Annotated in this window: 27 protein-coding genes, 3 tRNA genes, 3 rRNA genes and 1 pseudogene; 14 read left to right on the top strand and 20 right to left on the bottom strand. The window is 34.4% G+C overall.

All coding sequences use genetic code 11. The features are described from left to right. Window positions 1-87: 87 nt before the first annotated feature. The 6 genes from EV02_RS04520 to ctpZ all read right to left on the bottom strand — a co-directional run bounded on the left by EV02_RS04520 (window position 88) and on the right by ctpZ (window position 4,740). A tRNA-Thr gene (locus EV02_RS04520) sits at window positions 88-159 on the bottom strand. Window positions 160-223: 64 nt separating this feature from the next. Beyond that, complete coding sequence (gene minE, locus EV02_RS04525) at window positions 224-559, bottom strand: cell division topological specificity factor MinE (RefSeq protein ID WP_032519595.1); 336 nt, start codon at window positions 557-559, stop codon at window positions 224-226. A 1-nt stretch (window position 560) separates the two neighbouring features. Continuing rightward, on the bottom strand, window positions 561-1,376 hold the full coding sequence (gene minD, locus EV02_RS04530; RefSeq protein WP_032519594.1) for a septum site-determining protein MinD: 816 nt from the start codon (window positions 1,374-1,376) through the stop codon (window positions 561-563). 111 nt (window positions 1,377-1,487) lie between these two features. Then, the gene (locus tag EV02_RS04535) at window positions 1,488-2,150 is read right to left on the bottom strand and encodes a septum site-determining protein MinC (protein ID WP_032519593.1); all 663 of its coding nucleotides are present in this window, start codon (window positions 2,148-2,150) and stop codon (window positions 1,488-1,490) included. Between the two features lie 10 nt (window positions 2,151-2,160). Continuing rightward, a complete protein-coding gene (locus EV02_RS04540) occupies window positions 2,161-3,417 on the bottom strand; it encodes an HD domain-containing protein (RefSeq protein WP_032520465.1) in 1,257 nt (418 codons plus the stop codon). 27 nt (window positions 3,418-3,444) lie between these two features. After that, entirely contained in the window at window positions 3,445-4,740 is a 1,296-nt protein-coding gene (gene ctpZ / locus EV02_RS04545) for a carboxyl-terminal processing protease CtpZ (protein ID WP_032519592.1), read from the bottom strand. A 73-nt stretch (window positions 4,741-4,813) separates the two neighbouring features. Here ctpZ and petB point away from each other — a divergent pair, with 73 nt between their 5' ends. Both petB and petD read left to right on the top strand, forming a co-directional pair. Beyond that, a complete protein-coding gene (petB, locus tag EV02_RS04550; protein WP_011817812.1) occupies window positions 4,814-5,470 on the top strand; it encodes a cytochrome b6 in 657 nt (218 codons plus the stop codon). Between the two features lie 32 nt (window positions 5,471-5,502). Then, entirely contained in the window at window positions 5,503-5,985 is a 483-nt protein-coding gene (gene petD, locus EV02_RS04555; protein WP_002808353.1) for a cytochrome b6-f complex subunit IV, read from the top strand. A 2-nt stretch (window positions 5,986-5,987) separates the two neighbouring features. On the opposite strand, the gene EV02_RS04560 is transcribed toward petD, so the two are convergent. Then, the gene (locus EV02_RS04560) at window positions 5,988-7,427 is read right to left on the bottom strand and encodes a glycoside hydrolase 100 family protein (RefSeq protein ID WP_032519591.1); all 1,440 of its coding nucleotides are present in this window, start codon (window positions 7,425-7,427) and stop codon (window positions 5,988-5,990) included. A 601-nt stretch (window positions 7,428-8,028) separates the two neighbouring features. On the opposite strand from EV02_RS04560, the gene EV02_RS04565 reads away from it, so the two are divergent. From EV02_RS04565 to rrf, 5 genes are all read left to right on the top strand, one after another. Beyond that, a 16S ribosomal RNA gene (locus EV02_RS04565) occupies window positions 8,029-9,513 on the top strand. A 125-nt stretch (window positions 9,514-9,638) separates the two neighbouring features. Further along, window positions 9,639-9,712 (top strand) — tRNA-Ile (locus tag EV02_RS04570). A gap of 12 nt (window positions 9,713-9,724) precedes the next feature. After that, window positions 9,725-9,797: transfer RNA gene (locus tag EV02_RS04575), tRNA-Ala, on the top strand. Between the two features lie 258 nt (window positions 9,798-10,055). Then, window positions 10,056-12,931 (top strand): 23S ribosomal RNA (locus tag EV02_RS04580). Between the two features lie 62 nt (window positions 12,932-12,993). Continuing rightward, window positions 12,994-13,110 (top strand): 5S ribosomal RNA (gene rrf, locus EV02_RS04585). Together the 16S, 23S and 5S rRNA genes with 2 tRNA genes alongside form the textbook arrangement of a ribosomal RNA operon. A gap of 43 nt (window positions 13,111-13,153) precedes the next feature. On the opposite strand, the gene EV02_RS04590 is transcribed toward rrf, so the two are convergent. The 4 genes from EV02_RS04590 to EV02_RS04605 form a co-directional block, all read right to left on the bottom strand. Continuing rightward, a complete protein-coding gene (locus tag EV02_RS04590; protein WP_032519590.1) occupies window positions 13,154-14,032 on the bottom strand; it encodes a DNA-formamidopyrimidine glycosylase in 879 nt (292 codons plus the stop codon). 4 nt (window positions 14,033-14,036) lie between these two features. Continuing rightward, on the bottom strand, window positions 14,037-14,246 hold the full coding sequence (locus EV02_RS04595) for a photosystem I reaction center subunit IV (RefSeq protein ID WP_011817817.1): 210 nt from the start codon (window positions 14,244-14,246) through the stop codon (window positions 14,037-14,039). Between the two features lie 79 nt (window positions 14,247-14,325). Continuing rightward, window positions 14,326-15,087, bottom strand: coding sequence for a LysM peptidoglycan-binding domain-containing protein (locus tag EV02_RS04600; protein WP_032519589.1), 762 nt, complete (start codon window positions 15,085-15,087; stop codon window positions 14,326-14,328). Between the two features lie 72 nt (window positions 15,088-15,159). Continuing rightward, the gene (locus EV02_RS04605; RefSeq protein WP_032519588.1) at window positions 15,160-16,551 is read right to left on the bottom strand and encodes an aldehyde dehydrogenase family protein; all 1,392 of its coding nucleotides are present in this window, start codon (window positions 16,549-16,551) and stop codon (window positions 15,160-15,162) included. A 156-nt stretch (window positions 16,552-16,707) separates the two neighbouring features. Here EV02_RS04605 and EV02_RS04610 point away from each other — a divergent pair, with 156 nt between their 5' ends. Further along, window positions 16,708-17,598 (top strand): GNAT family N-acetyltransferase, encoded by an 891-nt coding sequence (locus tag EV02_RS04610; protein WP_032519587.1) that lies wholly within the window; start codon window positions 16,708-16,710, stop codon window positions 17,596-17,598. A 66-nt stretch (window positions 17,599-17,664) separates the two neighbouring features. Here the strand turns inward: EV02_RS04610 and EV02_RS04615 are convergent, their stop codons facing one another. Together EV02_RS04615 and EV02_RS09520 are read right to left on the bottom strand one after the other, a co-directional pair. After that, the gene (locus EV02_RS04615) at window positions 17,665-17,913 is read right to left on the bottom strand and encodes a DUF3104 domain-containing protein (RefSeq protein ID WP_032519586.1); all 249 of its coding nucleotides are present in this window, start codon (window positions 17,911-17,913) and stop codon (window positions 17,665-17,667) included. Window positions 17,914-18,373: 460 nt separating this feature from the next. Beyond that, window positions 18,374-18,511 (bottom strand): hypothetical protein, encoded by a 138-nt coding sequence (locus EV02_RS09520; protein ID WP_002807298.1) that lies wholly within the window; start codon window positions 18,509-18,511, stop codon window positions 18,374-18,376. A gap of 365 nt (window positions 18,512-18,876) precedes the next feature. Here EV02_RS09520 and EV02_RS04620 point away from each other — a divergent pair, with 365 nt between their 5' ends. Next, the gene (locus tag EV02_RS04620; RefSeq protein ID WP_032519585.1) at window positions 18,877-19,311 is read left to right on the top strand and encodes a hypothetical protein; all 435 of its coding nucleotides are present in this window, start codon (window positions 18,877-18,879) and stop codon (window positions 19,309-19,311) included. Here the strand turns inward: EV02_RS04620 and EV02_RS04625 are convergent. Continuing rightward, window positions 19,308-19,817, bottom strand: a complete 510-nt coding sequence (locus EV02_RS04625; protein WP_032519584.1) for an alternative oxidase — start codon at window positions 19,815-19,817, stop codon at window positions 19,308-19,310. The two genes, EV02_RS04620 and EV02_RS04625, sit on opposite strands and share 4 nt — an antisense overlap. Window positions 19,818-19,970: 153 nt before the next feature. Here EV02_RS04625 and EV02_RS09515 point away from each other — a divergent pair, with 153 nt between their 5' ends. Continuing rightward, on the top strand, window positions 19,971-20,111 hold the full coding sequence (locus EV02_RS09515; protein ID WP_193742624.1) for a hypothetical protein: 141 nt from the start codon (window positions 19,971-19,973) through the stop codon (window positions 20,109-20,111). Window positions 20,112-20,384: 273 nt separating this feature from the next. Here the strand turns inward: EV02_RS09515 and EV02_RS04630 are convergent, their stop codons facing one another. Continuing rightward, window positions 20,385-20,693, bottom strand: a complete 309-nt coding sequence (locus EV02_RS04630; protein ID WP_032519583.1) for a hypothetical protein — start codon at window positions 20,691-20,693, stop codon at window positions 20,385-20,387. A 300-nt stretch (window positions 20,694-20,993) separates the two neighbouring features. On the opposite strand from EV02_RS04630, the gene EV02_RS04635 reads away from it, so the two are divergent. Both EV02_RS04635 and EV02_RS04640 read left to right on the top strand, forming a co-directional pair. After that, window positions 20,994-21,200, top strand: coding sequence for a hypothetical protein (locus tag EV02_RS04635; RefSeq protein WP_032519582.1), 207 nt, complete (start codon window positions 20,994-20,996; stop codon window positions 21,198-21,200). 90 nt (window positions 21,201-21,290) lie between these two features. Beyond that, window positions 21,291-21,581, top strand: coding sequence for a TIGR03894 family protein (locus EV02_RS04640; RefSeq protein WP_032519581.1), 291 nt, complete (start codon window positions 21,291-21,293; stop codon window positions 21,579-21,581). Between the two features lie 12 nt (window positions 21,582-21,593). Here the strand turns inward: EV02_RS04640 and EV02_RS04645 are convergent, their stop codons facing one another. Next, complete coding sequence (locus EV02_RS04645; RefSeq protein WP_032519580.1) at window positions 21,594-21,797, bottom strand: hypothetical protein; 204 nt, start codon at window positions 21,795-21,797, stop codon at window positions 21,594-21,596. Between the two features lie 116 nt (window positions 21,798-21,913). Beyond that, the gene (locus EV02_RS04650; protein WP_032519579.1) at window positions 21,914-23,443 is read right to left on the bottom strand and encodes a phytoene desaturase family protein; all 1,530 of its coding nucleotides are present in this window, start codon (window positions 23,441-23,443) and stop codon (window positions 21,914-21,916) included. A 323-nt stretch (window positions 23,444-23,766) separates the two neighbouring features. Here EV02_RS04650 and EV02_RS04655 point away from each other — a divergent pair, with 323 nt between their 5' ends. Continuing rightward, a complete protein-coding gene (locus EV02_RS04655) occupies window positions 23,767-24,252 on the top strand; it encodes a hypothetical protein (protein ID WP_032520464.1) in 486 nt (161 codons plus the stop codon). 1 nt (window position 24,253) lies between these two features. Here EV02_RS04655 and EV02_RS04660 read toward each other — a convergent pair whose 3' ends face one another. Further along, window positions 24,254-24,469, bottom strand: coding sequence for a Nif11-like leader peptide family natural product precursor (locus EV02_RS04660; protein ID WP_032519578.1), 216 nt, complete (start codon window positions 24,467-24,469; stop codon window positions 24,254-24,256). A gap of 91 nt (window positions 24,470-24,560) precedes the next feature. Here EV02_RS04660 and EV02_RS0108755 point away from each other — a divergent pair, with 91 nt between their 5' ends. Further along, window positions 24,561-24,878, top strand: a complete 318-nt coding sequence (locus EV02_RS0108755) for a hypothetical protein (RefSeq protein WP_032519577.1) — start codon at window positions 24,561-24,563, stop codon at window positions 24,876-24,878. A 1-nt stretch (window position 24,879) separates the two neighbouring features. Here EV02_RS0108755 and EV02_RS04665 read toward each other — a convergent pair whose 3' ends face one another. Together EV02_RS04665 and EV02_RS09880 are read right to left on the bottom strand one after the other, a co-directional pair. Next, window positions 24,880-25,272 (bottom strand): hypothetical protein, encoded by a 393-nt coding sequence (locus EV02_RS04665; RefSeq protein WP_032519576.1) that lies wholly within the window; start codon window positions 25,270-25,272, stop codon window positions 24,880-24,882. A 151-nt stretch (window positions 25,273-25,423) separates the two neighbouring features. Next, window positions 25,424-25,687, bottom strand: a pseudogene (locus EV02_RS09880) (TatA/E family twin arginine-targeting protein translocase); the annotation flags it as partial. Window positions 25,688-26,176 lie beyond the last annotated feature (489 nt).

Raw genomic sequence — 26,176 nt, 5'->3', positions numbered from 1 at the left:
AATAAGAATTTTTCCTATTGTTGCCCTGATAGGTTTAGTCTTTTTATTTTCAGCAAACAATATTGAACAGAATTAAATAAATCAAAATGCCGGCTAACAGATTTGAACTGATGACCTTCGCTTTACAAAAGCGCTGCTCTACCGCTGAGCTAAGCCGGCGATTTCTTCATCTTACATTTTGGGGGGGAAATTATCAGTATTTTTTAGGCTTTTTTTAAATTTATTACTTTTTGATATCTTTGTTAGCTTTATCAGTATTATCGGTTTTTTTGAATTTTATTTCTCCTGAAATAGTTCTTTTGATTGGCAAATTGGCAACTAGTGCAGTCATTCTATCCTCAGTCTCCAAACTTACTGCCACCTCCTCAAAATCAATTTCAACATATTTAGCAACAACATCAAGTATCTCTTTCCTCATTTTATCTAAAAGATCAGTTGTTAAAGAACTCATATCAACTCTGTCATGAGCAAGTACAAGTTGTAATCTTTCTCTAGCTGTATTCGCACTAGACGTTTCTCTGCCTAGTAATTTATTTATAAGATCTCTGAGGGTCATCATTTTAAAAAACCTTTGTTTGCATTAATCTCATGAATTTATCTTTAAGACTTTTGCCTTCTTTTTTAAGATCGATAATTGGTACATCTTTATTTGTAAGTCTTTGAGAAACATTCAAATAACATTTCTTTGCAGGTGATCTACGATCTGAAAGAGTCAGTGGCTCTCCTCTATTTGTACTTATTATCACCTGTTCATCTTCTAAAACAATACCTAATAAGGGCAAAGAAAGGATTCCTTGAACATCTTCGATGGATAACATTTCTTGACTAGCCATCATGTTAGGGCGAACTCTGTTGATTACAAGTTGGATAGGCTCAATATCTGAAGTATTAAGAATCCCAATTACTCTATCAGCATCTCGCACTGCAGATAATTCTGGGTTGGTAACAACAATAGCTTCTTTACAGGCTGCAAGAGCATTTTTAAAACCATCTTCTACGCCAGCAGGACAATCTACTAAGACAAAATCAAATTTCTCACTAAGTAGCTCACTAATTTTTTTCATATCTTCAGGCTTCATCCAATCCAACATCCTTGGATCTCCAGCAGGTAGAAGAGCAAGATTAGGTTCCTTTTTATGTCTAACCAATGCTTGGTCAAGACGACAATTCTTATCTAAAACATCTTGAGCCGTATAAATGATGCGATTTTCTAATCCTAGAAGTAGATCTAAATTTCTTAAGCCAAAATCAGCGTCTAATACAGCAGTTGTTGCTCCGCTATTAGCAAGTGCTATGCCAAGGTTTGCAGTTAAAGTTGTTTTACCAACTCCTCCTTTGCCTGAACAAATTAATATTGTGCGAGTATTTTTCCCCACGTTTTTTAAGATTTTACAAATAATAAAGCCACTTGCAGAAAGTTAAATATTTTAAAGATTAAGTAATTCTTAAATTTGTCTAGTTTGAATTAATTTATTGCAAATTATTGATTAATTTTTATTTTCGATTAGGTGTGGTTTGATAATTATCGTTTGTTTATCTATTACCGCAATTTCTGGATAACAATTGTTGGGCTTATCCTTTGGTCCTATAGCTATCACATCTGCAATTCTTAACTGTAAAGGGTTTAGATAAAGTGATGCAATAGAGGCATTTTTATTTCCGCTTTTCCCTGCGAATGCGATCCCTAGTAATTTGCCCCAAACGTAAATGTTTTTCTTCGCGGATACTATTGCTCCTGGATTAACATCTCCAATAATGCAAAGGTTTCCGTTTGAAGATATTCTTTCACCCGATCGTACTGTAGCTTTGTGAAGAATATCGTCTTTCTTTTTTGAATTGAATAATAGTAACTGATTCTTAATCTCTTGTTCTCTTATATAATCTGAATCTATTTTTAAGGACTTTCCACTAATTATTGTATCTCTATTATTTGAGTAAATGCATAAGGAACAAATATTAATTTTGTTAAAATGATTTTTTAATTTTAATAATTGATGAGAATTTATTGACTCATTGACTGCAAAAATTTGTGCTTCTAAAGGTCCCTTGATTGATGAAAATCTCTTGAAAGTTTCATGGAGATTATCTAAATCTAACAAAGAAAAAATTTCTAAATATTTACTTTTACTGTTTTTTAAAACGATTTCCATTGAATTAAATCTAAGAATTGTTTTTTATTAATGAAATTTCTTTTTTAATTTCATTTTTGATCATATCTGGATAAATAATGAAAGAGCTTTCATCGGATCTCATTAAAGTTTTTATTAATGCGGAACTATTTTCTAATGCGCTTTGATAAGTGCCGTCCCATATTTTTAGAGCATTATTAGATTCAAAACCTTTGAAAGACCTTTCTTTAATCCCGCAAAATATTTCTGAATCATAACCATTCTTTTCACATAATTTTGTGGCAAACGCAAGGATTTTTAATCTATTAATCTTACTTAAAAAACTTATGTCTGATGCCTTTAATAAATCCCTGTCAATAAACATTTTGCATAGTGTAGAAAGTGGTTCAAAAGATTCATCTTTCCATCTAATCAAATGATAATAAAAGGTTATATCATCATTTCTTATGAAATCATCAAAATCAACTTTTGATGGTGAAAAAATCCATTTATGTAGAGAATTATCTAACCAAATATTCTTTTCATAATTATGTTTTATTGTGTATACAATTTTTCCAAGAATCCATGTTGATATTTCGTTTACCTTGTGATTGTAGATTGTTCTATACATCAAGTTTCTAAGTACAAGGAAATGCTCAATAGCGATCACTCCTTTTGGTTTGATTCCGATATTTCCATCAGGTAAAAAGGTAAGAGCTGAAATTATTCTCTCTAAGTCTACTAAGCCATAATTAGTCCCTGTGTTGTAACTATCTCGTAAAAGATAATCAAGACGATCGCAATCTATCTCACTACTTATCAGTGTTCTTAAAGGTTTTGAAAATAGTTGTTTTGATTGAAATAATTCACCAATTTTTCTGGGTAATTCGTTGTCATACTTTTTGAGGATTGAATTTATTGGAGAATAATTTGTAACTAAGTTTTCAGACCATTGTTCGTGATCATGCATGAATATTGTTTCACTGGTATGGCTTAAAGGTCCATGACCTAAATCATGTAGTAGAGCTGCTCCATAAAGAACAAATTTTTTTTCACTAAAAGAAGATTTACTTTCAATTAATCTCTTATAAATTTTTCTAGCTATACAAAAAACACCAATTGAGTGAGTAAATCTACTCGATTCTGCACCATGAAAAAGTAATGATGCTGCTCCAAGTTGTTTTATTCTTCTTAGTCTTTGAAAAGCGACTGTATCAATTAATTCCATAATCATTAATTCTTCTGGCTTTCCTGCATCAAATGCTATTTCTTTATGAATTGGGTCATGAAAAATTCTTTTAATACTCATATTTTTAAGATTTTTTATTTTCAATCTTTAGCCATTTAAAGATTTAATTTCTTCATTGTTTAATTCAATTGTTTGAACTGGAATTTCTTCTTTTTCTAGAAGCGACCCTAAAAATAATTCCGCATTCCTCACCCATTTATCGTCAGTACTTCCAAAATCACTTGCATCCGGTAGATCAAGTAATTTGTCAGGTGTTATACCTTGGCCTTGAATATTATTACCATCCGGTGTTAAGTAACTAGCCACTGTTATAGCAATACCACTATCTTCTCCCAAACTTTTTAGGGATTGAATTAAACCTTTACCATAAGTTTGTTCTCCCATAAGAATTGACCTCTCATTATCTTGTAAAGAACCAGAAAGTATTTCACTAGCACTTGCAGTTCCTTTATTTACTAAAGTCACCATTGGTCCATCAAAAGATGTATCTTTTTGAGAAATAATTGCATCTTTAATTCCATTTCTATCTTTTGTCTCGACTATGGGTTTCCTACTCAATAATGAGTCTGCAACTGCAATACCTGAGCTTACTAGTCCCCCTGAATTATTTCTAAGATCCAAGATTAAGCCCTCAACCTCTTTCTCTTTTAACTCTTGAAGAGCCTCTTCAACTTTTTTGGGTACGCTTTCGCTAAACTGAGTTATCCTTAAATATCCTATTGTGTGAGAATCGTCTCTCAATCTTTTTGTTCTAACTGGTCTGAGATCTACTGATCTCCTCTCTAAATCGACTTCCCTAATTTCTCCTGATTCGGTAGATAATTCAACTAAAACTTTTGTCCCTGATTCACCTCTTAACTTAGAGGCGGTACTTGCAAGCCCTAATTTTTCTGATGAGATTCCATCCACTGTCTCGATAATGTCCCCGCTTACTATTCCTGCCTCTTCAGCTGGCGACCCCCCAAGAGTAGAAATAACTTTAACTTTATTGTTATCATCTTCACCTAATTGAAGCCCAACACCATTAATTTCACTTCCAAAATTACTTGATTTCAGTAGCTCATAATCTTTGGGGCGTAAAACTCTCGTGTAGGGATCATCTAGAGGTCTTAACATTTCTTCAATTGCAGAATAAGCCTCTTCACTTGTTTCAATTTGTTTCTGTAACGTTTTTTGTCTAATTCTTTTCCATTGGATTTCATCAAACTTTTCTGGATCATAAAAACCTTCGTTTACCAAGGTCCAAGCGTCAAGTACTAATTGCCTGCTATCACTGAGAGCATCCACTCTTTCCATCAACAAAAGATTGATAGAAAAAACGATGATCATTGATGCAGTGATCAAAGTTTTGAATGTTAAAAGTTTGTTAAAAGATGAATTCATTGGGTTAAGTGTTAACACCAAGTATAAGAATTTTAAGTAAGCTCTTTATATCAAAGCTAATTTTTTTTTTTGGATGGCAAATTCTTCATCTGTTTATGACTGGTTTCAAGAAAGACTTGAAATCCAAGACATAACTGACGACGTAACTTCCAAGTACGTACCCCCTCACGTAAATATTTTTTATTGTTTAGGTGGCATAACTTTAGTATGCTTCTTAATTCAATTTGCAACAGGTTTTGCAATGACTTTTTACTATAAGCCAACAGTTACACAAGCTTATAGTTCTGTCAGTTATTTAATGACCGATGTAAGTTTTGGATGGTTAATAAGATCTGTGCATAGATGGAGTGCATCAATGATGGTATTAATGTTAATCCTTCATGTCTTTAGGGTTTATCTTACTGGAGGTTTTAAGAGGCCAAGAGAATTAACTTGGGTTACTGGTGTTGTAATGGCAGTTATAACTGTTGCTTTTGGAGTGACTGGATACTCACTACCTTGGGATCAGGTCGGTTATTGGGCAGTGAAGATTGTTTCAGGTGTTCCTGCTGCAATACCAGTAATAGGTGACTTTATGGTTGAACTACTTAGAGGTGGAGAAAGTGTTGGTCAATCTACTTTAACAAGATTTTATAGTCTGCACACTTTTGTATTGCCATGGTCATTAGCAGTCTTCATGTTGATGCACTTTTTAATGATTCGTAAACAGGGTATTTCAGGTCCTTTATAAACTCTTATACTTAAACCATCATTAGTTTCTATATGTCTACTTTAAAAAAACCAGATCTATCTGATCCAAAATTGAGAGCAAAGTTAGCTAAAGGTATGGGCCATAATTATTATGGTGAACCTGCGTGGCCAAATGATTTACTTTATATCTTCCCTGTAGTCATCTTGGGAACTATTGCGTGTGTAGTTGGATTAGCAGTTCTTGATCCTGCAATGTTGGGAGATAAAGCTAATCCCTTCGCAACACCCCTTGAAATTCTTCCTGAATGGTACCTTTACCCAGTTTTTCAAATACTTAGAGTTGTTCCTAATAAACTTTTGGGTATTGCACTACAGACATTAATCCCACTTGGATTAATGATTTTACCCTTTATCGAAAACGTTAATAAATTTTCTAATCCATTTAGAAGACCAATAGCAATGTCTGTTTTCTTATTCGGAACTTTTCTAACAATATACCTAGGTATTGGGGCATGCTTGCCAATTGATAAATCACTGACATTAGGACTATTTTAGACTTAAATTTTAAACATATCTAGATCGTTATACTCATTCCTTAAAAAATGATTCATTAACAAAAATCCAACAATTGTCCAAGTTTGATATGTTCTTGATTGTTGTCCAACCCAAGTACCTGTAGGACCATCAAAATATTCTGCCCATTCTTGCTTAGGTAATTGATTAAGTTGACACCAATATGATTCCTCTATTAAAGATTTCATTTCATCCATGAGGATCACATCGTCTGAACCATAATGTTTTTGATGTAATAGTACAGCTGTACCAAAAAACCAAAGTAAGCTTGGCCAATGACCGCCGTTATGGTAACTCCAAGGCCAATTCTTTGGATCCGATCCAGTTTTATTTTGCCATTCCTCGACATCCATATGAGGATGGCAAATTCTCATAGGCATTTGAGCCATCAAATGCTGTCTGTTATGTAAAACTAATCTAAATAAAGCTCTTTGTTCTTCAGGAGGCAGAACTCCGAACATACATGCTAAAGAATTGCCCAAACTGTAAAATCGAAAGTCAGGCCTTCCTGTTCTAATATTTCCTATTAAGTAACCACCTCTATTCTCTAACCAATCTTGTAGCCATGAGGGCACCACTTGAGGTTGAACGTTAAATTCATTGAAGTGTTGATCATCACCATACTGCTCAGTTGGCCTTCTTCTTAAAATTTGCATTGTTTGGCTGGTAACCCAATAATGCTTTAAAAGAAAACTTCCTAAATCTTTAACCCATTGATTTGTGAGAATAAGTCTTTGGTCTAAAAGTCTACTAACATGATCTGCTCTACTTAATTCCATTAAGTTAATGCAACTTTTTAAACATCCATGAAGTAAAACTTCAACTTCTAGTGGCGCTCCCCATACATCCATAGGTCTATCAATCATAAATGCGCAATCTGGAACAAAAAGTACTGGAGTACCCTCAAATGTCGGATGTAGAACTAGATCTAGTAGAAGTTGAATCCCTCTTTGAACGCTTTGACTTTTCCCAAAGGCATAATCACCGCTCTTATTGACATAATACCAACATAAAATGGGCCACCATAAACTTGCATCAGCTGAAGTAATCCTCCCTATTGATCTCTGACCATAGTCTCCAATGAGCTGTCCATTTTCTTCAACGAAACTAGTAGGGAATACACCACGCGTTTGGTAATTAGAGCTTTGTAACTCAAGGCATACATTTAGGAACTTTTTGACAATTTCGTAACGTTTTTGGGTAATGAGGTAAATCATTACAGGAACATTGTCTCTTAAAAATATTTCTCCATAATTTAATTTTTTATTTTTTGTTGGGTGTTCTAGTGCAGCGACGCTTCCCACTAACTCTCCTGATATCTCAACCAAAGTCTTCTCGAAGTGTTTTTTTGCATTTGTTACAATTTTCTGCTCATCAGAACTTGGTCTTACTCTTAAATTTTTTTGACTAAATCTTTCTGCCATTTCATTTATATCCCTTTATTTAAGCCTAGTTGTTTAATGAGACTTTGATCAAATAAAAAATTATTAAAAAATTTTTGTATAAAAGGTTGCACAATTACAGTCGGATGGTTTAGTATTTCCTTCTGGGCATAAATATACTTTTTGCACTATTCAGGAAATTATCTTAAATCTAATTTTTGGTAAAGGAATGAATTTTTTGGAGATTTGATTTCGATCATTTTTTTCAGCCAGAAGAAGGTTTTTACCTTCGAAATGAGTTAATCACTTCTTGTTTAACTCTGCACCTAGAAAATTTAAAAACTTAGGAACTGATGCTTTTATTGCGTCAAGAACAACTAAATTTTTTTTTAGTTATTTCAAGATGTACATGCAATAAAGGTGTGAGGTCCCGTCAAGAATATATAAAATGTCATCAATTGCTAACTTTTAGCTTTGATGTAAACGGATCTGAGATCTTGGAAAGTCACTTTAAAGATATTTTTAATGTGCACTCAATGTAATCCTTAAAATTTAAGGAGGCTGAAACTAAATTTAAAAACGAAGTTTTTATTTGGATAAAGCAATTCAATTTGAGTAGATTTATCTACAAAAGGATTTGAACACAACGGAGAGTTTGATCCTGGCTCAGGATGAACGCTGGCGGCGTGCTTAACACATGCAAGTCGAACGAACCTTCGGGTTAGTGGCGGACGGGTGAGTAACGCGTGAGAATCTGCCCTCAGGAGGGGGATAACGGTTGGAAACGACCGCTAATACCCCATATGCCTACTGGTGAAATGAATTTCGCCTGAGGATGAGCTCGCGTCTGATTAGCTAGTTGGTGAGGTAATGGCTCACCAAGGCTTCGATCAGTAGCTGGTCTGAGAGGATGATCAGCCACACTGGGACTGAGACACGGCCCAGACTCCTACGGGAGGCAGCAGTGGGGAATTTTCCGCAATGGGCGAAAGCCTGACGGAGCAACGCCGCGTGAGGGACGAAGGCCTCTGGGCTGTAAACCTCTTTTCTCAAGGAAGAAGATATGACGGTACTTGAGGAATAAGCCACGGCTAATTCCGTGCCAGCAGCCGCGGTAATACGGGAGTGGCAAGCGTTATCCGGAATTATTGGGCGTAAAGCGTCCGCAGGCGGCTTTTCAAGTCTGCTGTTAAAGCGTGGAGCTTAACTCCATTATGGCAGTGGAAACTGAAAGGCTTGAGTATGGTAGGGGCAGAGGGAATTCCCGGTGTAGCGGTGAAATGCGTAGATATCGGGAAGAACACCAGTGGCGAAGGCGCTCTGCTGGGCCATTACTGACGCTCATGGACGAAAGCCAGGGGAGCGAAAGGGATTAGATACCCCTGTAGTCCTGGCCGTAAACGATGAACACTAGGTGTCGGGGGAATCGACCCCTTCGGTGTCGTAGCTAACGCGTTAAGTGTTCCGCCTGGGGAGTACGCACGCAAGTGTGAAACTCAAAGGAATTGACGGGGGCCCGCACAAGCGGTGGAGTATGTGGTTTAATTCGATGCAACGCGAAGAACCTTACCAGGGTTTGACATCCTGCGAACCTCTTAGAAATTTGAGGGTGCCTTCGGGAATGCAGTGACAGGTGGTGCATGGCTGTCGTCAGCTCGTGTCGTGAGATGTTGGGTTAAGTCCCGCAACGAGCGCAACCCACGTTTTTAGTTGCCAGCATTTAGTTGGGCACTCTAGAAAGACCGCCGGTGATAAACCGGAGGAAGGTGTGGATGACGTCAAGTCATCATGCCCCTTACACCCTGGGCTACACACGTACTACAATGCTACGGACAAAGGGCAGCAAACTCGCGAGAGCTAGCAAATCCCATAAACCGTGGCTCAGTTCAGATCGTAGGCTGCAACTCGCCTACGTGAAGTAGGAATCGCTAGTAATCGCAGGTCAGCATACTGCGGTGAATACGTTCCCGGGCCTTGTACACACCGCCCGTCACACCATGGAAGTTGGCCATGCCCGAAGTCGTTACTCCAACCCTTGTGGAGGAGGACGCCGAAGGTGGGGCTAATGACTGGGGTGAAGTCGTAACAAGGTAGCCGTACCGGAAGGTGCGGCTGGATCACCTCCTAACAGGGAGACAACAAAATGTTTAATATTATTATTTTGTCACCTTAGGTCGATCGGTATCTCACGTTCTTAATTTATTAAGAATTTCATTTCCTAAGTTTTTCTAGGTCACACCCATTATTTTTCCTGGGCCATTAGCTCAGGTGGTTAGAGCGCACCCCTGATAAGGGTGAGGTCCCTGGTTCAAGTCCAGGATGGCCCATATCTCTATGTTGGGGGTATAGCTCAGTTGGTAGAGCGCCTGCTTTGCAAGCAGGATGTCAGCGGTTCGAGTCCGCTTACCTCCACTGATTACCACCTCTTCCATAACAGGTAGAAAGGAAATGTTTTGAGTTGTGATCATTATTCTGAACGAATCTAGCTTCCTAATGAAATCATTAAGATGCTGGACTCATTGAATTAATTTCATTGTTTTCAGAGAACCTTGACAACTGCATAGATTATTTTTAAAGACAATAAGCATCTTTAATGATGCAGATTTATTATTTGTGCGAATGCATTAATAACAATTCTATTAAGCTGATGCTTCAATTTTTGAAGTTATTGGTCAAGCTACAAAGGGCTCACGGAGGATACCTAGGCACACAGAGGCGATGAAGGACGTGGTTACCTGCGATAAGTCTCGGGGAGTTGGAAGCACACTTTGATCCGGGAATTTCCGAATGGGGCAACCCCATGTACGGCCAACTGAATATATAGGTTGGTGCGAGCTAACCCAGCGAACTGAAACATCTTAGTAGCTGGAGGAAGAGAAAGTAAATAACGACTCCCTCAGTAGCGGCGAGCGAACGGGGAATAGCCCAAACCGATAGTCTTGACTATCGGGGTTGTGGGACAGCAATATGGATCAACAAGTCTAGAAGAAACGTTTGAATGGCGTGCCACAGAGGGTGAAAGCCCCGTAATCGAAAGATAAGTTGACCTAGCTGTATCCCGAGTAGCACGGAGCACGTGGAATTCCGTGTGAATCTGCGAGGACCACCTCGTAAGGCTAAGTACTACTGTGTGACCGATAGTGAAACAGTACCGCGAGGGAAAGGTGAAAAGAACCCCGGGAGGGGAGTGAAATAGAACATGAAACCGTGAGCTTACAAGCAATGGGAGCCCGACTAATCGGGTGACCGTGTGCCTGTTGAAGAATGAGCCGGCGACTTATAGGCACTGGCTGGTTAAACCGGAAATGGTGGAGCCACAGCGAAAGCGAGTCTTAATAGGGCGTTTGTCAGTGTTTATAGACCCGAACCCTGGTGATCTAACCATGGCCAGGATGAAGCTTGGGTGATACCAAGTGGAGGTCCGAACCGACTGAAGTTGAAAATTCAGCGGATGAGCTGTGGTTAGGGGTGAAATGCCAATCGAACCAGGAGCTAGCTGGTTCTCCCCGAAATACGTTGAGGCGTAGCGTCTAGTGCTCCAGCAGGGGGGTAAAGCAACCATTTCGGTGCGGGCTGCGAAAGCGGTACCAAATCGATATGAACTCTGAATACCCTGTGTGTAACTAGGCAGTCAGACTGTGGGGGATAAGCTCCATAGTCAAGAGGGAAACAGCCCAGACCGCCAGCTAAGGTCCCAAAATTAACGCTAAGTGATAAAGGAGGTGGGATTGCCCAGACAACCAGGAGGTTTGCCTAGAAGCAGCCATCCTCAAAGGAGTGCGTAATAGCTCACTGGTCGAGCGATCCTGCGCCGAAAATGAACGGGGCTAAGCGTTATACCGAAGCTGCGGATAAATTTATTTATGGTAGGGGAGCGTTCTATGTAGGGTGAAGCGTTAGCGGAAGCGGGCGTGGACAGCATAGAAGTGAGAATGTCGGCTTGAGTAGCGAAAACATGGGTGAGAATCCCATGCCCCGAAACCCTAAGGGTTCCTCCGGCAGGCTCGTCCGCGGAGGGTTAGTCTGGACCTAAGGCGAGGCCGAAAGGCGTAGTCGATGGATAACAGGTCAATATTCCTGTACCAGATGTGTTTTGAGAAGGGGGACGGAGAAGGCTAACCAGGCCAGATGTTGGTTACTGGTTCAAGCGTTCGAGGCTTTGAGAGATGGAGAAAACATCTTGAGCTAAGGCGTGAGTACGAGCTGCTACGGCAGCGAAGTTGGTGATGTCATGCTTCCAAGAAAAGCCCTATACTCGTTAAGACACAAATGCCAGTACCCGAAACCGACACAGGTGGGGTGGTAGAGAATACCGAGGGGCGCGAGATAACTCTCTCTAAGGAACTCGGCAAAATGGCCCCGTAACTTCGGGAGAAGGGGTGCCAGCGAGAGCTGGTCGCAGTGAAGAGGCGCAAGCGACTGTTTACCAAAAACACAGGTCTCCGCTAAGTCGCAAGACGATGTATGGGGGCTGACACCTGCCCAGTGCCGGAAGGTTAAGGAAGCTGGTTAGCTTTTAGTGAAGCTGGCGACTGAAGCCCCGGTGAACGGCGGCCGTAACTATAACGGTCCTAAGGTAGCGAAATTCCTTGTCGGGTAAGTTCCGACCCGCACGAAAGGTGTAACGATTTGCGCGCTGTCTCGGAGAGAGGCTCGGCGAAATAGAATTGTCTGTGAAGATGCGGACTACATACACCCGGACAGAAAGACCCTATGAAGCTTTACTGTAGTTTGATATTGTGCTCGGGCTCTGAATGCGCAGAATAGGTGGGAGACGTTGAAATAGTGCTTGTGGGTACTATTGAGTCATCGGTGAGATACCACTCTTTTAGAGCTAGGGTTCTAACGCTTACCCGTTATCCGGGAAGCGGACAGTATCTGATGGGCAGTTTGACTGGGGCGGTCGCCTCCTAAAAGGTAACGGAGGCGCACAAAGGTTCCCTCAGGCTGGTTGGAAATCAGTCGTTGAGTGCAAAAGCAGAAGGGAGCTTGACTGTGAGACCTACAAGTCGAACAGGGACGAAAGTCGGTTTTAGTGATCCGACGGTTCTGCGTGGAAGGGCCGTCGCTCAACGGATAAAAGTTACTCTAGGGATAACAGGCTGATCTCCCCCAAGAGTTCACATCGACGGGGAGGTTTGGCACCTCGATGTCGGCTCATCGCAACCTGGGGCTGAAGTCGGTCCCAAGGGTTGGGCTGTTCGCCCATTAAAGCGGTACGCGAGCTGGGTTCAGAACGTCGTGAGACAGTTCGGTCCATATCCGGTGTATGCGCAGGAATATTGAGAGGATTTCTCCCTAGTACGAGAGGACCGGGAGGAACGCACCTCTGGTGTGCCAGTTATCGTGCCAACGGTATACGCTGGGTAGCCATGTGCGGAGTGGATAACCGCTGAAAGCATCTAAGTGGGAAGCCCACCTCAAGATGAGTATTGCCATGGCTTAAGCCAGTAAGGTCACGGGAAGAACACCCGTTGATAGGCTCTACGTGGAAGCTTGGTAACAAGTGCAGCGGAGGAGTACTAATAGACCGAGGGCTTGACCAAATAAACTTAATTTATTGTTTTTAATATATAATTTTCTATGCAGTTCTCAAGGTTCACACTATCCTGGTGTTCATGGCGATGTGGAACCACTCCGATCCATCTCGAACTCGGTTGTGAAACGCATCAGCGGCGAAAATATTTAGGGGGTAGCCCCTTGAGAAAATAGCTCAATGCCAGGTAAAAATATTTAAAAGGGTTTACTCTCCATGTGTAAGCCCTTTTTTATTTTTGGCATTTCGGACACCAATGGGTACTTCTTCCAGAAATTTTTTGTCTTTCAATTAAATTTCCACATTTACGACATTCTTTCCCAGTTCTCCTATAGACATTTGTCTGTAAACCAAAATTCCCATTTTCTCCTTCCAAGTCCCTAAAATCACTAAATGTAGTACCCCCAGAACCTATACTTTTTTTTAATACAGTTACAATTGATTCTTTGAGCTTTATTAACTCATTCTTTTTTACTGTTCGAGCTTCCCTAAAAGGGGAGATGCCAGCAGAGTATAAACTTTCATCAGCATAAATATTACCTATACCTGCCACTATTGTTTGATCTAATAAAATAGCTTTTATAGATTTTGTTCTTTTTGAGATAACTTTCTTAAGGTAATTTGCATCAAAGTCTTTAGAAAATGGTTCTGGTCCTAATGAACCTAATCCTTTTATTATTTTGTTAAGCGATAGTTCTTTATTAACCCACCACATTTGACCAAAACTTCTTACGTCAATGTACCTAAGCTCATTATTATTTTTATCGAAAAATCTTATTCTTGTATGTTTACAAGGATGACTTAAGTTTTCAATAAATTTAAAATATCCAGTCATTCTTAGATGAACTACAAGAAATCCATTATTTTTTGAATTTTCTAGAAGAAATTGGGCATTCTCATCTTGAACTTCTTTTAATTGAGCTATTAAATATTTTCCTCTTCTATCCCATTTATAAATAAGTGAGTTCAGAAGTCCTTTAATGAATTCTTCTTTTTTTATTGGGAATGCAACAGTTGAATCCCTACAGACTTCTACTTTTTTAATAATAAAGTTATTAAGTTTTTGCTCTAAACCTCTGCGTACTGTCTCTACTTCTGGTAATTCAGGCAATTATTTAAGCTTTCTCTAATTCACTTTCAGCGAAATTGTTTGTATTTGCTCCACCATCAGTTCCGCTTATCCCAGCGTAATTTACTTTATCGAATCTGACTACACAGTTATATTTAATGCCTGAGGTATCAACTGAAGCAACTTTACCAATTTCATTATACCAATATGATTCTGGTCTTTTTACTCTTACGAGATCTCCTCTTGAAATAGCCATTACTATTAATTTAACTTTTTGTAGAATAACTCATCATTAATATTCTTAGACAAATTATTCACACATATTAATTAAAGTTTTAACAAAAATCATTTATTAAATTATTTTCGAATTCTTCTTTAACAGGCTTACTTCCCATCCATTTCCTGCCAGGTATTCTTACATCTAATTCATTTTTATCACAATTGATTGAAATAATCAGTTTTTTATTTTCTTGGTTTAGAACGTTTAAAACTTTTCTACCTTTAATATCTTTATATGATTTACTTTGGATAATTATAGGACCATAAATTTTTTTATCTAACTCAATTAAGTCATTATTTTTTTTATTTTTAGTTGTTTCATATTTTTCTAAATTAATTGTGTTCTTTTTTCTTATTGTGAGCTTTTGACCAATTTTTATTGAATCAGGATTATTGATATTATTAATCTCTATCAGTTCTTTTACTTTTAAATTATATTTGTTCGATATGTCAGTAAGATTTTCACCAGTTTGAACAATATGATAATTATTAATTAAATCTGATTGTTTTGTGAGATTTTCAGAAGATTCGGAAATAATAAGATTTTGGCCAACAAAGATATAATTTTCATCTTTTAAGTTATTCAATTTAATAATTAAATCTTTATTTATTAAATAGGATTTTGAAATACTTGATATTGTATCTCCACTTTTTACAATATGAATTTTTTTCATTTCAGCTTTTTCCTCAGTAATTGATTCTTTTCTAGCAATATCCTCAATTTTATTTTTTGATGAAAATATCTTTTCTTCTGATTTTATAAATGAGTGATTAAAGAAATTAATAAATATGGCAATTACTAAAAATGTAAATTTCATAAAACTCACTATTTATTTAAAGATAATCTTTAAATTTAAAATCGCTAGGTTTTTGAAAACAATTTAAGTAATTTAAAACTGAAAAATAAACTTTAAAAATTTCTTTACTCTTGCGTAGGGAGGATAACGCAGATTTGAATCAAATAAAAAACCTTTAAAAGTAATGGATTTTTGATTTGAAAAATTTCGAAACCCTTCTTCTCCATGAAATTTGCCAATACCACTTTGCCCAACGCCTCCAAACGGTAAATTTGGAATAAGGACTGGTAACATTACATCATTTATACAAATTGTTCCTGAGCTAGTTACTTTTGAAATATGATTATGGATTTTTTTATTGCCTCCAAATAAGTAGATTGCTAGTGGTTTTGATGTTTGACTAATTTGTTTTAAGGCTGATTCCTTATCATTGATTCCAATAACTGGAAGTAGTGAACTGAATAGTTCTCTCTGCAAAATATCTGTTTCATTTAATTTACTTCTCAAAATGGTAGGAGATATTTTCAACTTTTTTTTACTAAAAGTCCCTCCAAATAAAATTCTTTTTTCTCTTTTAAATTGTTTTAGAATTTCTACAGTTGATGTAAATTGTTTTTTCTCTAATTTTGATAGGTTTTCAGAAATAATTGGATTATCTCCGTAAAAACTTACTATGCATTTCTTTAATTTTTCTATAAAAATATTCTCAATTTCTTTATCTACAAAGATATGATTCGGAGCCATACAGGATTGACCAGAATTAAAAAATTTGCCCCAAACAATTCTTTTAGCAGCCACTTCTAAATTTGCATTCTTAAAAATAATTACAGGATTTGTTCCGCTTAACTCAAGAGTTAATGGAGTTAAGTTTTTTGAAGCTAATTTCATAATAGATTTTCCAGTTTCAGTACTTCCCGTAAAAAATATATGGTCAAAATTTTGTTCAATTAATTTTATGGATTGTTTATAATCACCCTCTACTGTCATTAGGACATCTTTAGGGAAATATTTGGAAGTAAGCTTTTTAATAAGTTTTGAGGTGGTAGGACATTTCTCTGATGGTTTTATAACTGCAGTATTTCCTGCTGAGAAAATATTTACCAATGGCTTTAAAACATAAAGTAATGGATAATTATAAGGACCAAGGATTAAGACACACCCAAGAGGTTCATAAATAACTTTGGAGGATGATGGAAATAGATAAAAAGGTGTATCGATCTTTTTTGGTCGCATCCAAGAATTTAGTTTCCTTTTTATGAGTGAAATTTCTTCTTTCACTAAAAGGATTTCTGAAAGCCCTTCAATTTCAGATTTACCTAGATCAATAAAAAGTGATTTTATTATCTCTTTTTTATTTTCATCCAAAAGTTTAGAAACTATATTGATATGTTGGATCCGCCATTTTATATCTTCCGTTTTACCAGTGAAAACTGTATTTTTTAATTTATTAATGTCTACTAAATGAAATTTATCAGAAATTTTCATTTTTTTCCTATTAATAGTATTAAATATATCAGAGGATAAATTCTAAATAACTAAGGTTTTTAGGCACTTAAATCAAAGTGAATGATTTAAAAGAAATAATCTAATTAATTAATATTATCTTTAAAAATTTAAATTTTTCTTGGTTAGTATATTTTTATGAGGGAAAAATTTTCAATTAGATTGATATCTATAAATGAAATACTTGAAGTCACAAACTGGGCAAGGTTAGAAGGATTTTCTCCTGGAATGGATGACATCTCAATTTATAGAAATACAGATAAACAAGGGGTATGGGTAGCTTGTCTCGACAATAATCCTATAGGCTCTATTGCATGTATAAAATATAATTCCTCTTATGGTTTTATAGGTTTATTTATCGTTAAAAAAGAATATCGAAATAATGGATATGGAGTGAGATTATGGAAACATGCCCTTGAATATCTAAAAAATGTTGATTGTATTGGTCTTGAGGCTGCTCCAGATAGGTTGAATGATTACGCAAACTGGGGGTTTAGAAAATCTTCCATTACAAATCGATGGAAATTAAATGGGTCTCAATATTTACCATTGAGAAATTTCTATAAAGATCAATTTCATTCTTTTAAAGTTGTCCCGGGTAATAAAATTTCCTCTGAAGCGGTCTTAATTTATGATGATCAAAGAGAACCAAGTCCCAGACCACATTTCCTAAATGACTGGTTGAAAAATTCTCATGGTAATGTCAGTGCAATTGTCGATAATAATGGGATGTGCCATGGATTTGGCAGGATAAGACCTTGTGTATTGGAGAATAATGAGCAAGGTTGGAGAATCGGACCTCTTTTAGCGGATACTCCACCGCTTGCCGAACTATTAATAAGGGAGTTAATTGGTGATTTAAATGCCCAAATCTTATTGGATTGCTCTAATCTAAATCCTTATGCAAATTATCTTTTATCAAGTTTGGGATTTGAGGAAATATCAAAAACTTATAGAATGTATAAAGGCACTCAACCTCCCTGCCCAATGAATCAAGTATACGGACTTGCCTGCTTGGAACTGGGGTGATTCCCTTTATAGCGTTCATTTTTCCTTTTGTTTCTGTAATGCTGAAAGAAGTTTGTTTGATTAAGATTAACTTCCAGAAGGTTTTAAAATTTTTTCTACAATATCGGCGTTGATTATAGTGATCTCTCCATTGTCAATATTGGCAACTTGAAACAAGGTCCATGAATTTGGATTTCTAGCTCCTCCAATACAGTCGATAACTTGACCGACCCAATAATTTTCATTCTTTTCCTTAGTATCTTCGCAATTTTCTTTTTTAATTGCGACATAATCACCAGGCCTAACGAAAAGAAAATCAGGAGTTGCTGAACTCACAATAAATAACTAATAGTATATGCGTACTATAGTAAGTTATTAGTTTTGTTGCTGAACTTTGAATTATTAAGCAAACTAGGGGTAATTCAAAAATAAAATGGAATCAACTGAAATTGCTATATTTTCAACTTTATTGGGGTTAATTCTAGCTTTAACTGACGCTTATATAGAAAGAAATATTCCTGGATAATATTGCAAATTCATTTCTTAGATCAAATAAGATTTAAGCTGGTCTACTATGTCGGCACGGTTGGAAATTAATTTTGTAAAAACTAAATATATCAACCCTCCCATTGCGAGTCTTCCGTTAATTTTTTCTAACTGCTTTAGTTTTCTCAAAAATTACTCTTGCGGTTAAACAAAATTTAAAGGGTCTAGAAAATAAAAAAGTATTGATTACTTCAAAATTAAAAAAAATTTTAAAAATTTATAGAAATATTATTTCAAACACGAATTAAATTTAAAGCCAAGCTTCTTTCATCTCAAGATAAAGTCTCTCGCTCTCAGCAGAATTAATTTTGCTGTCTGAATAAGATTGCTGCTGTTGCTGTTGCTGCTGCTGAGTTGAGTTAGTATTTGGATTTTGGACTTCGCTCATTAGAGGAGGTAAATATTTGTGTTTATTCTCTCATATTTAGAGCTTTTTTTGTCAATTTAAATTCTTAAATTTTATTTAAATTTTCTGCGTTCTTAATTTTCCTGTTTTGTGTTAAGTTATTTCGCTACAGTAGTTTTGGTATATAGGAATTTAACCTCCCAATATACAATTCCTAGGAAGATAGCACTTGCAATAATAATTTCAGAAATGGCTAACATTTTATTTTTCAAGACTAATTTAATTTTGGTATCAATTTACACAGAATGCAATAGGTACTAATTACATTTAAGGCTTTTAAAAATCTTATTTAATAAAATAATGCGTCGAAATAATATAAAATTTAAAGTAAGATATATATTTATTTGGTGGGAAATTTCATAAATACAACAACTCTTATACCTTTAATACCTTTAGTAACCTCTTTATTAATTTTTATTTTATTGGTAAGTTTTAACAGAACACTTAACAGGTTAACAAAACCAGTTACAGCCCTAGTTGCATTATCTTTATTAAGTTCTGCTTTTATCAGTTTATTTGACTATTTTAAGAAAATAGAAGAAGAATTAGTTTTATCTGAATTTCTCAAATTTTTTGAAGAAAAAAATTTAGTTATACATCTAAATTTAGTAAATGAAAAAATTATAATTTTTTTCTCATTAATAACTTTATTAATTATTGGAATATCTTTTTATAAATTGCCTAGAAAAAAAGGTTATGTCTCATTGATGATTAGCCTAGGATTAATTTCTTCTTTGGTGATGCTATCAATATTGCTAATAGATTTCTCAGCACTAATCTAAACTTTAGTAAGCATTGACAAAGCTTCGTTAAGTTCTTGGACGTGATTTAATTCATCTTGAGCAATTTCTTTTATTTTTTGATCATTTGGATTATCTATTAAATATTTGGAATAAGTTTCAAATGCATGTTTTTCGATTTTTATGTTGACATCATAAGCATTAGCAGGAGAGAAGAAATAATAAAAAACCATGATCCAGTAATAGACAAGCACAAGGTGTCTCGCGAAAAATCTATCAATCCAGAACCTATCTCCTCCTCTTTTCTCCATTTCTTTAAGATGCTCAGTTTCGTTAATAGCTTGATAAAAATGTTCTTTCATTAAAATCATTGTTTTCTCATTTTTAATTCCTAGGGATTCTTTAAAATGAAGAACTGAAAGAAATGCAAAATAAGGTGATCTAGCTATGACTTCTAAAACCCAAAATCTTTGTAAAGATCTACCAGAGTATATGAAGTCTAAGAAGTTAACGGTACTATTCAAAATCAAAGAATTTAATTTCTTCATAAATATGGTTTTCTTTAAATATAATTACTCAGTCGCAAGAAGGCTATAATGTATTTAGTAATTAAACAAAAAATAATATTTATAGTCTAAAAATTGTTTCTTCCATTGAAATATTTTTTTTTCATGCATTAATTGGATAGATAAAAATTTTATATGACAAATACTGAAAAAATTGCAAATGCCAAAAAGAGGATTGATGAATTAGAAAGACTTATAAAATATTGGAATAATTCAGACCATGATGAGGCAAAAATAGTAAATTTTTCAAGGAATATTGAAAATAAAGTTGCGTAGATTGGGATGATTAAGGCTGATTAATATTATCTACTCAAAGTGATTTAACCTCTTTGAGGTTTCGAATATTGTTTAATTTATAAATAGAGCAATTAAACCTATTCTCAAAAACGGTAAGGAAGAAATAATCTAAAAGAAAAATTAATATGAAAACCTTTTCAAAAAAATATTTAGTGCCGATTAGATTTATACCATGGTTTTTTTGGGTATTTATATTTTTTATGAGTATATTTTTGTGTAAGATAGCTTGGGTAAATTGAATAATTAATGGATCTAGCTTCTCCTTAGCCAACTAGGAGCACCGCCAAACCAATCTGATATATCATCTTCATTTGGGTTGAAATGATTTTCTTTATCTAGTCCATCTATCCCAAATGATTGAATGAGGTTATCAATCCCCCCATCATTTTTTGTACCATTCCTTCTAAAACTGTTAGCTTTTTTCAGCCAAAGAGAAATTGTCGAATTATGGTGTGCAAATTTCTCAACATATATCCTTTCATCTAATGTAATTGATTTATCTTGAGCAATTCGTTTAATTATTCCTTGGATCTTTAGTCTTTTTTCATTACTCAGAAGCATTTTTAATTAATCTATTATTCTTTTTATAGGAAGGATTACTAAATATATCTTGTCAATGTTAATTTCAACAAATTAACTATTTTTAGAGGTTTTTAGGCAAGAAAAGTCTTAAGACACTAAAAAAAGGGATCAATAAGTAACGCATGATACGTTTATTCATTTATCAGACTTATAATTTTTACTAATTAGATAAAAAAAAATAATCTATTCTCAAAGACACTTTAAAATTAAGAAAAGTCGGCGAAGTTGTTGCGTAACAGTAAATATGTACTATTATTAGTACAGATGTATTAATAAGATATGAAAGTGATTTCATCTTCTCCTTATGCCCCTTTTGATTCAAAAGAGTGGAATTCTCTAATAAGCAAAAATGTAAAGTTTGAAAATACTCCAATAAAGATTCAAAAAAGAATTTATAGAACTTTTACTCTAAAAAAGATTGAAAAAGATAAACTTTTGCAAGAGAAGAATGAATTGCATCAACAAATGCAACTTGTATTCGGATAGAAAAATATTAACTAACAATTTTTTTATTGAATATTATTTTACGAGATCCAATTTTTTGTTAGATTAGTAGAAATACAAGAAGGATTTAATTTGGCTGTAGATCGAGAACTTTTAAAAGAAGTTACCCAAGAACTTTGGAATACTGTAAAAAAACTAAGACCTGAAATAGATCGTCAAACTCGACTTCAATTAGTTTTAAAGGCCTTATTAACTATTGGAGATTTACCGGATCAAATGCAAGCTGCCATGGTAGTAGGTATTTGCGCGGAAATGGATAAAAGTGATGTTGATAATGTTGAAACTAATTCAAAAAATAAAGATTCAAGCGGAGTTGATACTTCTACAGGCAGAAAAGTAGTTAGAAGAAGTTCAGCTAAATAAACCCTTAAACGATCATCCTTTAATTTTCTTTGATTCTTTTTTATTAAGTCTATTGAATAGGTAATATGAAATTACAAGTAAGAGAGGAACGAATATTGAATGTAAAGTCATCATTAATTCTGTTTGGCCCATTCCTATAAGATTTGACTCGTTTGGAAGTTGTTCTGACCACGTGCCAACTAAATGCCAGGCTTGAGGAATTGATAAGAAAAACATATAAGAGCTATAAGTTAAGTTTATGTTCAGATAAAGATTATCATTATTGAAAGTTTTTGCTTTCTTTATTCTTATTTCTTAACTAAGTATTAGTAGACTTATAAAAAGAATTTTATTCATAAATTTATTTTCTTAAGAAGAGTTTTAAATTCTTTTTTACCAATAATTTTTTCAGCTGCGTAAGCGCCACTTGCTGAAACAGCGGGAATTCCAATACCTGGAAATGTACTTGCACCGCAAGTAAATAAATTTTTCACTGGAGTTTTGCAGCCTGGGAAAAGACCCTTTGCTGCAGATAATGCAGGGCCGTAACTACCGCAATAGGTATTGGTGAATTTTTTATGAGTGATTGGGGTTCCTAGCATCTTTAAATCAATCCTTTCATCTATATCAGGGATGAATTTTCGCACTGCATTAAGGAATATTGAACATCTTTCTTCTTTCAAATTTCTATATTCTAATTCCTTTGGATTTAGGTTTTCCCAAATTTCCCAAGGTTCATTTGCGGGAGTATATCCATGAAGAACATGTTTTCCTTCAGGGGCCATATTTTTATCTAAAACAGATGGGATTGAAAATACAGCTATATTTCTTTCTGCGGTTATACCTTTTTCCCACTCTTCAACATGTATCGCATGTATTGGCAAATTTTCAAGACCATCAGCATCAAAACCTAGATGTATATGAAGAAAAGAATCACATTTATTAGGGTTCAAAACTTTTGTATTCCATTTTTTTGAAATTTCATTTGGAATTAACTTTTTTAAATTCCAAACATCAGTATTCGTGACGACAGATTCACAACTATAACTAGAGCCATTATTAAGAGTTATACCTGTGGCTAAATTTTTATTGAAGTTAATTGTCTTTACTCTCGAAGAAAGAATTAATTCTCCTCCATTTTTTTTAAATCCATTAATTAAGGCTTTTACGATAGAATCACTGCCTCCTTTGGGGTATTCAAGGTATGAATTTGGTTCAAACCATTCATTAAATAAAGTAGCCATCGCAGCTGTATTTGTATCATGCATTGACATACCACTTATCAAAAAGCTCAATAAATCAACCCAATTTCTGAGAAAAGGATCCGCTAGATGATTATTAACTAAATTCCCAAAGCCTTTATTAAATTTTGGTATTTGATTGATATTAGGTAAAAATCTTGAGGTTAAATTTATTAGATCTAAGAAATTTATTGATTCGGGAGAAAATGAGAGCAAAGGTATTTCATTTATTATTTGGCTAAGAGGTTTTATTGCTGAAATAAATGATTCCCATTCTTTAACAGATTTCTCACCTCTTAAAGTTTTAATAGTTTGTTTAAAAGGTTCTTCCCCCACATCAAGATTAAAATTGCCTTCTGGGACAATTACTTGCCAACCTTTGTATTGAAATAGTTCAACTTCTTCATCAAGTAATTTAAGAATTTGCCCTAGGGGATTAGTTGTCGGCCATCTACCTATTCCACTCCACAATGAAGGACCTGATTCGAAAGTATAACCTTTTCTTTGGAAACTGTGAGCAACACCTCCCGGCTGGGTATGTGCTTCACATATAAGTACTGTTTTACCTGATAAAGCTAGTATTGAACCACAGCATAATCCACCAATACCACTTCCTATTATTACAACATCGTATTTGTCCATTAAATATTTACTTTACTCTTCTCGTAAAACTAATGAGTTTTAGACAAATGTATTAGTTGAGGTTGTAATACTTAAAACTACAGCAAGGAAAAATATGTAGGGAACTGCTTTTAGAGGTATGTATCCTTGACTTTTAGAGATGAAATCCATTGATTTAGTAACTTTATGTAAATATATTAACGAGATCTTGTTCCTTATGTGTGCCAAAAAATTATTTTTTTGGAAATATATTGAAACAAAGAAATCTTTTTGGAGAGATTTTTTTTCTAAGAACATTTTTTATGAAGTTATCTTAGTATTTGATTCTTAGATTAAAATCTATTATGAAACACTTTCCTGATATTAATGAAATCAAACTATTAGAAAAAAATTCCCAAAAAAATGGTAGTGGCATATTATATGAGGAATTGTTAGGAATATGGAAGTTTAAGTATGTATGGGGAAAGGAGTCAGATGAAATCAAAAATATACCCAGTTCGATTCTCCAAGTTTTGTCGGCAAGACTCGAATTGAAAAGCATAAATAAAGAAGATCAAATAAATTATGAAATAAAAAATTCAATTAATTTCGGATTATTGAATATCACTTTTATAGGAAGCGCAGAATTAAAAGGGATTAGACCTTTATTGGCTTTCTATTTTGAAGAATTGAAAATTAGTATTAGTAGTTTACCTATATTTAATAAGGAATTAAAAAAACCAGAAGATAAAAAAATGCCTTTTTTCTCACTTGTAGGAATTAGTACTAAAGATAATTGGTTATGTGCTCGAGGCAGGGGCGGAGGGCTTGCAATATGGGTTAAGTCTTAATTTAGTGGTATTCTCCTGGATGATCTACCTTTCTTACGGTAACTTTTTCAACTTTTTGTCCATTAAATCTTAAGAGATCATCTCCTGAAAAGTCATAACCTAAGCGTTGACCTATTAGGGCTATATCATCTGCTGTAGAGGATGTCGTAACCTGCTTTTTTAATTCTTCATCAGATTGCATCTTAATTAAAAATTTTCTTATTTCAGAAAAACTCATTACTAGAATTTGATTGATTGATGTTAAAGAAATTTATAAAATCTTTCTCTTAGCAAGAACAAGATAAATAGATAATCATTATACTATTTTTATGACTTACTTATTCCTCTATATAGTTGGCATAATTTTAATATGGTGGATATATCGTGTCGGTTGGCTTGAGGCGCTCAAAACAGTAGTTAAAGTTATAGTTCCCTCAGCTCTTATTATTTTATTTAACATAAAAGCTGGTAGATTACTTTTTAAAAGTCCTGTAGTCGGTTTATTAAGCGCTTTGCCTACCTCTATTTTTATTTTTAGAGGTTCGTTGCCTTTAGTTAGTTATATAAATAACTGGATTGAAAAAAAAATAAATAATTTTGATGATTCGGAAGTTATAGATACAGATTCTGTGCCCTTAGATGATTAATTTAATCAAATCCAAGAAATAATTCTTTGTGTACAACAAGAACATCAAATAAAGTTGTTTCATGAATAGGACTTAATGGGATTTTGTCTATGTTCAATGCTTCTGCGCAAATTAAATGAGCATCCCATTTTGTATTGTGATCACTTATTTCAATTGACCACTCAATTACTTTTTTGAAATGATCTGGCATCTCCGAACCAATTTTTCTGCAAATTTGACATAGAACTGACAAAAGAGGAGGTTTTGATGGCCTTTTTAAATCTTTAATAAGACTAGGTTGTGTAAAAACACTTGTATAGCGGATGTAGTCTATCAATTCATATTCTTCTTTAGTAAGAGCTGCTTTATCTAATGCTCTTTCAAATTCGTCTATGGGGGTTATGGGCCTATCCAAGATATTATTTTTTGCTTTTTTCTGAATCTATTTTTTCTTGATTGATTTCATTGGTTTGATTACTTTCTATAGATTTAGGAGTTTCATTTTTATCTTCTTCGTTCATAACTTGGTCGATTGCATTGGTTTGATTGCTTTCTATAGATTTAGGAGTTTCATTTTTATCTTCTTCGTTCATAACTTGGTCGATTTCATTGGTTTGATTGCTTTCTATAGATTTAGGAGTTTCATTTTTATCTTCTTCGTTCATAACTTTGTCGATTTCATTTTGAAATTCATTCGACGCTTTTTTAAGACTTTTCAAAGTTTTACCAAGCTGTTTTCCTAATTCTGGAAGCTTTTTTGGACCAAAAATTAAAAGAGCTAAGATAAGTATTACAGTAACTTCAGGTAAACCTACGCCAAAAATATTCATAACTGATAACTATTTAACTAATTAGGAAATCTACTATTAAATATAGTCAAATCATATAAAAATTTCATTCACGGAATAGCTTTTTTAATATTAAAAAATTTTGAAAAATATTATTGTTATTAATACTCCTTTAAAGAAAACTAACCAAAGTAATTGATAATCACTTAATTTGAATTTTTTTTGGTACCAATTTATAAGATTTTTATGTTTGTCTATTAATTTTCTCATTTTCACCGAGCTTATTTATTCCTATCACTTATTTTATCTTAATTTCTTTTATTATTATTTTATAGAAATCCTAGATTCAACCCAAAATAGATCATTCTATTAAATTTTAATCTTTTTCTAAATTAATTTTTTTCTAAATTATTAAAACTATTCGCTTAATATTTACTATTTAAAAAAATGAAGTACTTATTTGTTGTTTTTTACTTTTTTTTTCTAATTTATCCAGCTGAAGCCGTTACTACGAAAATGTTTAAAGTATTG

It is taken from the genome of Prochlorococcus marinus str. SB (genome assembly GCF_000760115.1).
Classification (GTDB): Bacteria; Cyanobacteriota; Cyanobacteriia; order PCC-6307; family Cyanobiaceae; genus Prochlorococcus_A; species Prochlorococcus_A marinus_D.
The sequence above is the reverse complement of the archived record's forward strand: the minus strand, read 5'-3'. Positions and strand labels throughout refer to the sequence as shown.

Coding starts and splice junctions, on each gene's coding strand:
- EV02_RS04535 (WP_032519593.1), bottom strand. CDS start 2,150: ATGGAAATCGTTTTAAAAAACAGTAAAAGTAAATATTTAGAAATTTTT.
- EV02_RS0108755 (WP_032519577.1), top strand. CDS start 24,561: ATGACTTACTTATTCCTCTATATAGTTGGCATAATTTTAATATGGTGG.
- EV02_RS04540 (WP_032520465.1), bottom strand. CDS start 3,417: ATGAGTATTAAAAGAATTTTTCATGACCCAATTCATAAAGAAATAGCA.
- EV02_RS04650 (WP_032519579.1), bottom strand. CDS start 23,443: ATGGACAAATACGATGTTGTAATAATAGGAAGTGGTATTGGTGGATTA.
- EV02_RS04655 (WP_032520464.1), top strand. CDS start 23,767: ATGAAACACTTTCCTGATATTAATGAAATCAAACTATTAGAAAAAAAT.
- EV02_RS04660 (WP_032519578.1), bottom strand. CDS start 24,469: ATGAGTTTTTCTGAAATAAGAAAATTTTTAATTAAGATGCAATCTGAT.
- ctpZ (WP_032519592.1), bottom strand. CDS start 4,740: ATGAATTCATCTTTTAACAAACTTTTAACATTCAAAACTTTGATCACT.
- EV02_RS04610 (WP_032519587.1), top strand. CDS start 16,708: ATGAGGGAAAAATTTTCAATTAGATTGATATCTATAAATGAAATACTT.
- EV02_RS04645 (WP_032519580.1), bottom strand. CDS start 21,797: ATGTTTTTCTTATCAATTCCTCAAGCCTGGCATTTAGTTGGCACGTGG.
- minE (WP_032519595.1), bottom strand. CDS start 559: ATGATGACCCTCAGAGATCTTATAAATAAATTACTAGGCAGAGAAACG.
- EV02_RS04635 (WP_032519582.1), top strand. CDS start 20,994: ATGAAAGTGATTTCATCTTCTCCTTATGCCCCTTTTGATTCAAAAGAG.
- EV02_RS04605 (WP_032519588.1), bottom strand. CDS start 16,551: ATGAAAATTTCTGATAAATTTCATTTAGTAGACATTAATAAATTAAAA.
- petD (WP_002808353.1), top strand. CDS start 5,503: ATGTCTACTTTAAAAAAACCAGATCTATCTGATCCAAAATTGAGAGCA.
- EV02_RS04600 (WP_032519589.1), bottom strand. CDS start 15,087: ATGAAATTTACATTTTTAGTAATTGCCATATTTATTAATTTCTTTAAT.
- petB (WP_011817812.1), top strand. CDS start 4,814: ATGGCAAATTCTTCATCTGTTTATGACTGGTTTCAAGAAAGACTTGAA.
- EV02_RS04625 (WP_032519584.1), bottom strand. CDS start 19,817: ATGAAGAAATTAAATTCTTTGATTTTGAATAGTACCGTTAACTTCTTA.
- EV02_RS04630 (WP_032519583.1), bottom strand. CDS start 20,693: ATGCTTCTGAGTAATGAAAAAAGACTAAAGATCCAAGGAATAATTAAA.
- EV02_RS09515 (WP_193742624.1), top strand. CDS start 19,971: ATGACAAATACTGAAAAAATTGCAAATGCCAAAAAGAGGATTGATGAA.
- EV02_RS04595 (WP_011817817.1), bottom strand. CDS start 14,246: ATGGCTATTTCAAGAGGAGATCTCGTAAGAGTAAAAAGACCAGAATCA.
- EV02_RS09520 (WP_002807298.1), bottom strand. CDS start 18,511: ATGAGCGAAGTCCAAAATCCAAATACTAACTCAACTCAGCAGCAGCAA.
- EV02_RS04560 (WP_032519591.1), bottom strand. CDS start 7,427: ATGGCAGAAAGATTTAGTCAAAAAAATTTAAGAGTAAGACCAAGTTCT.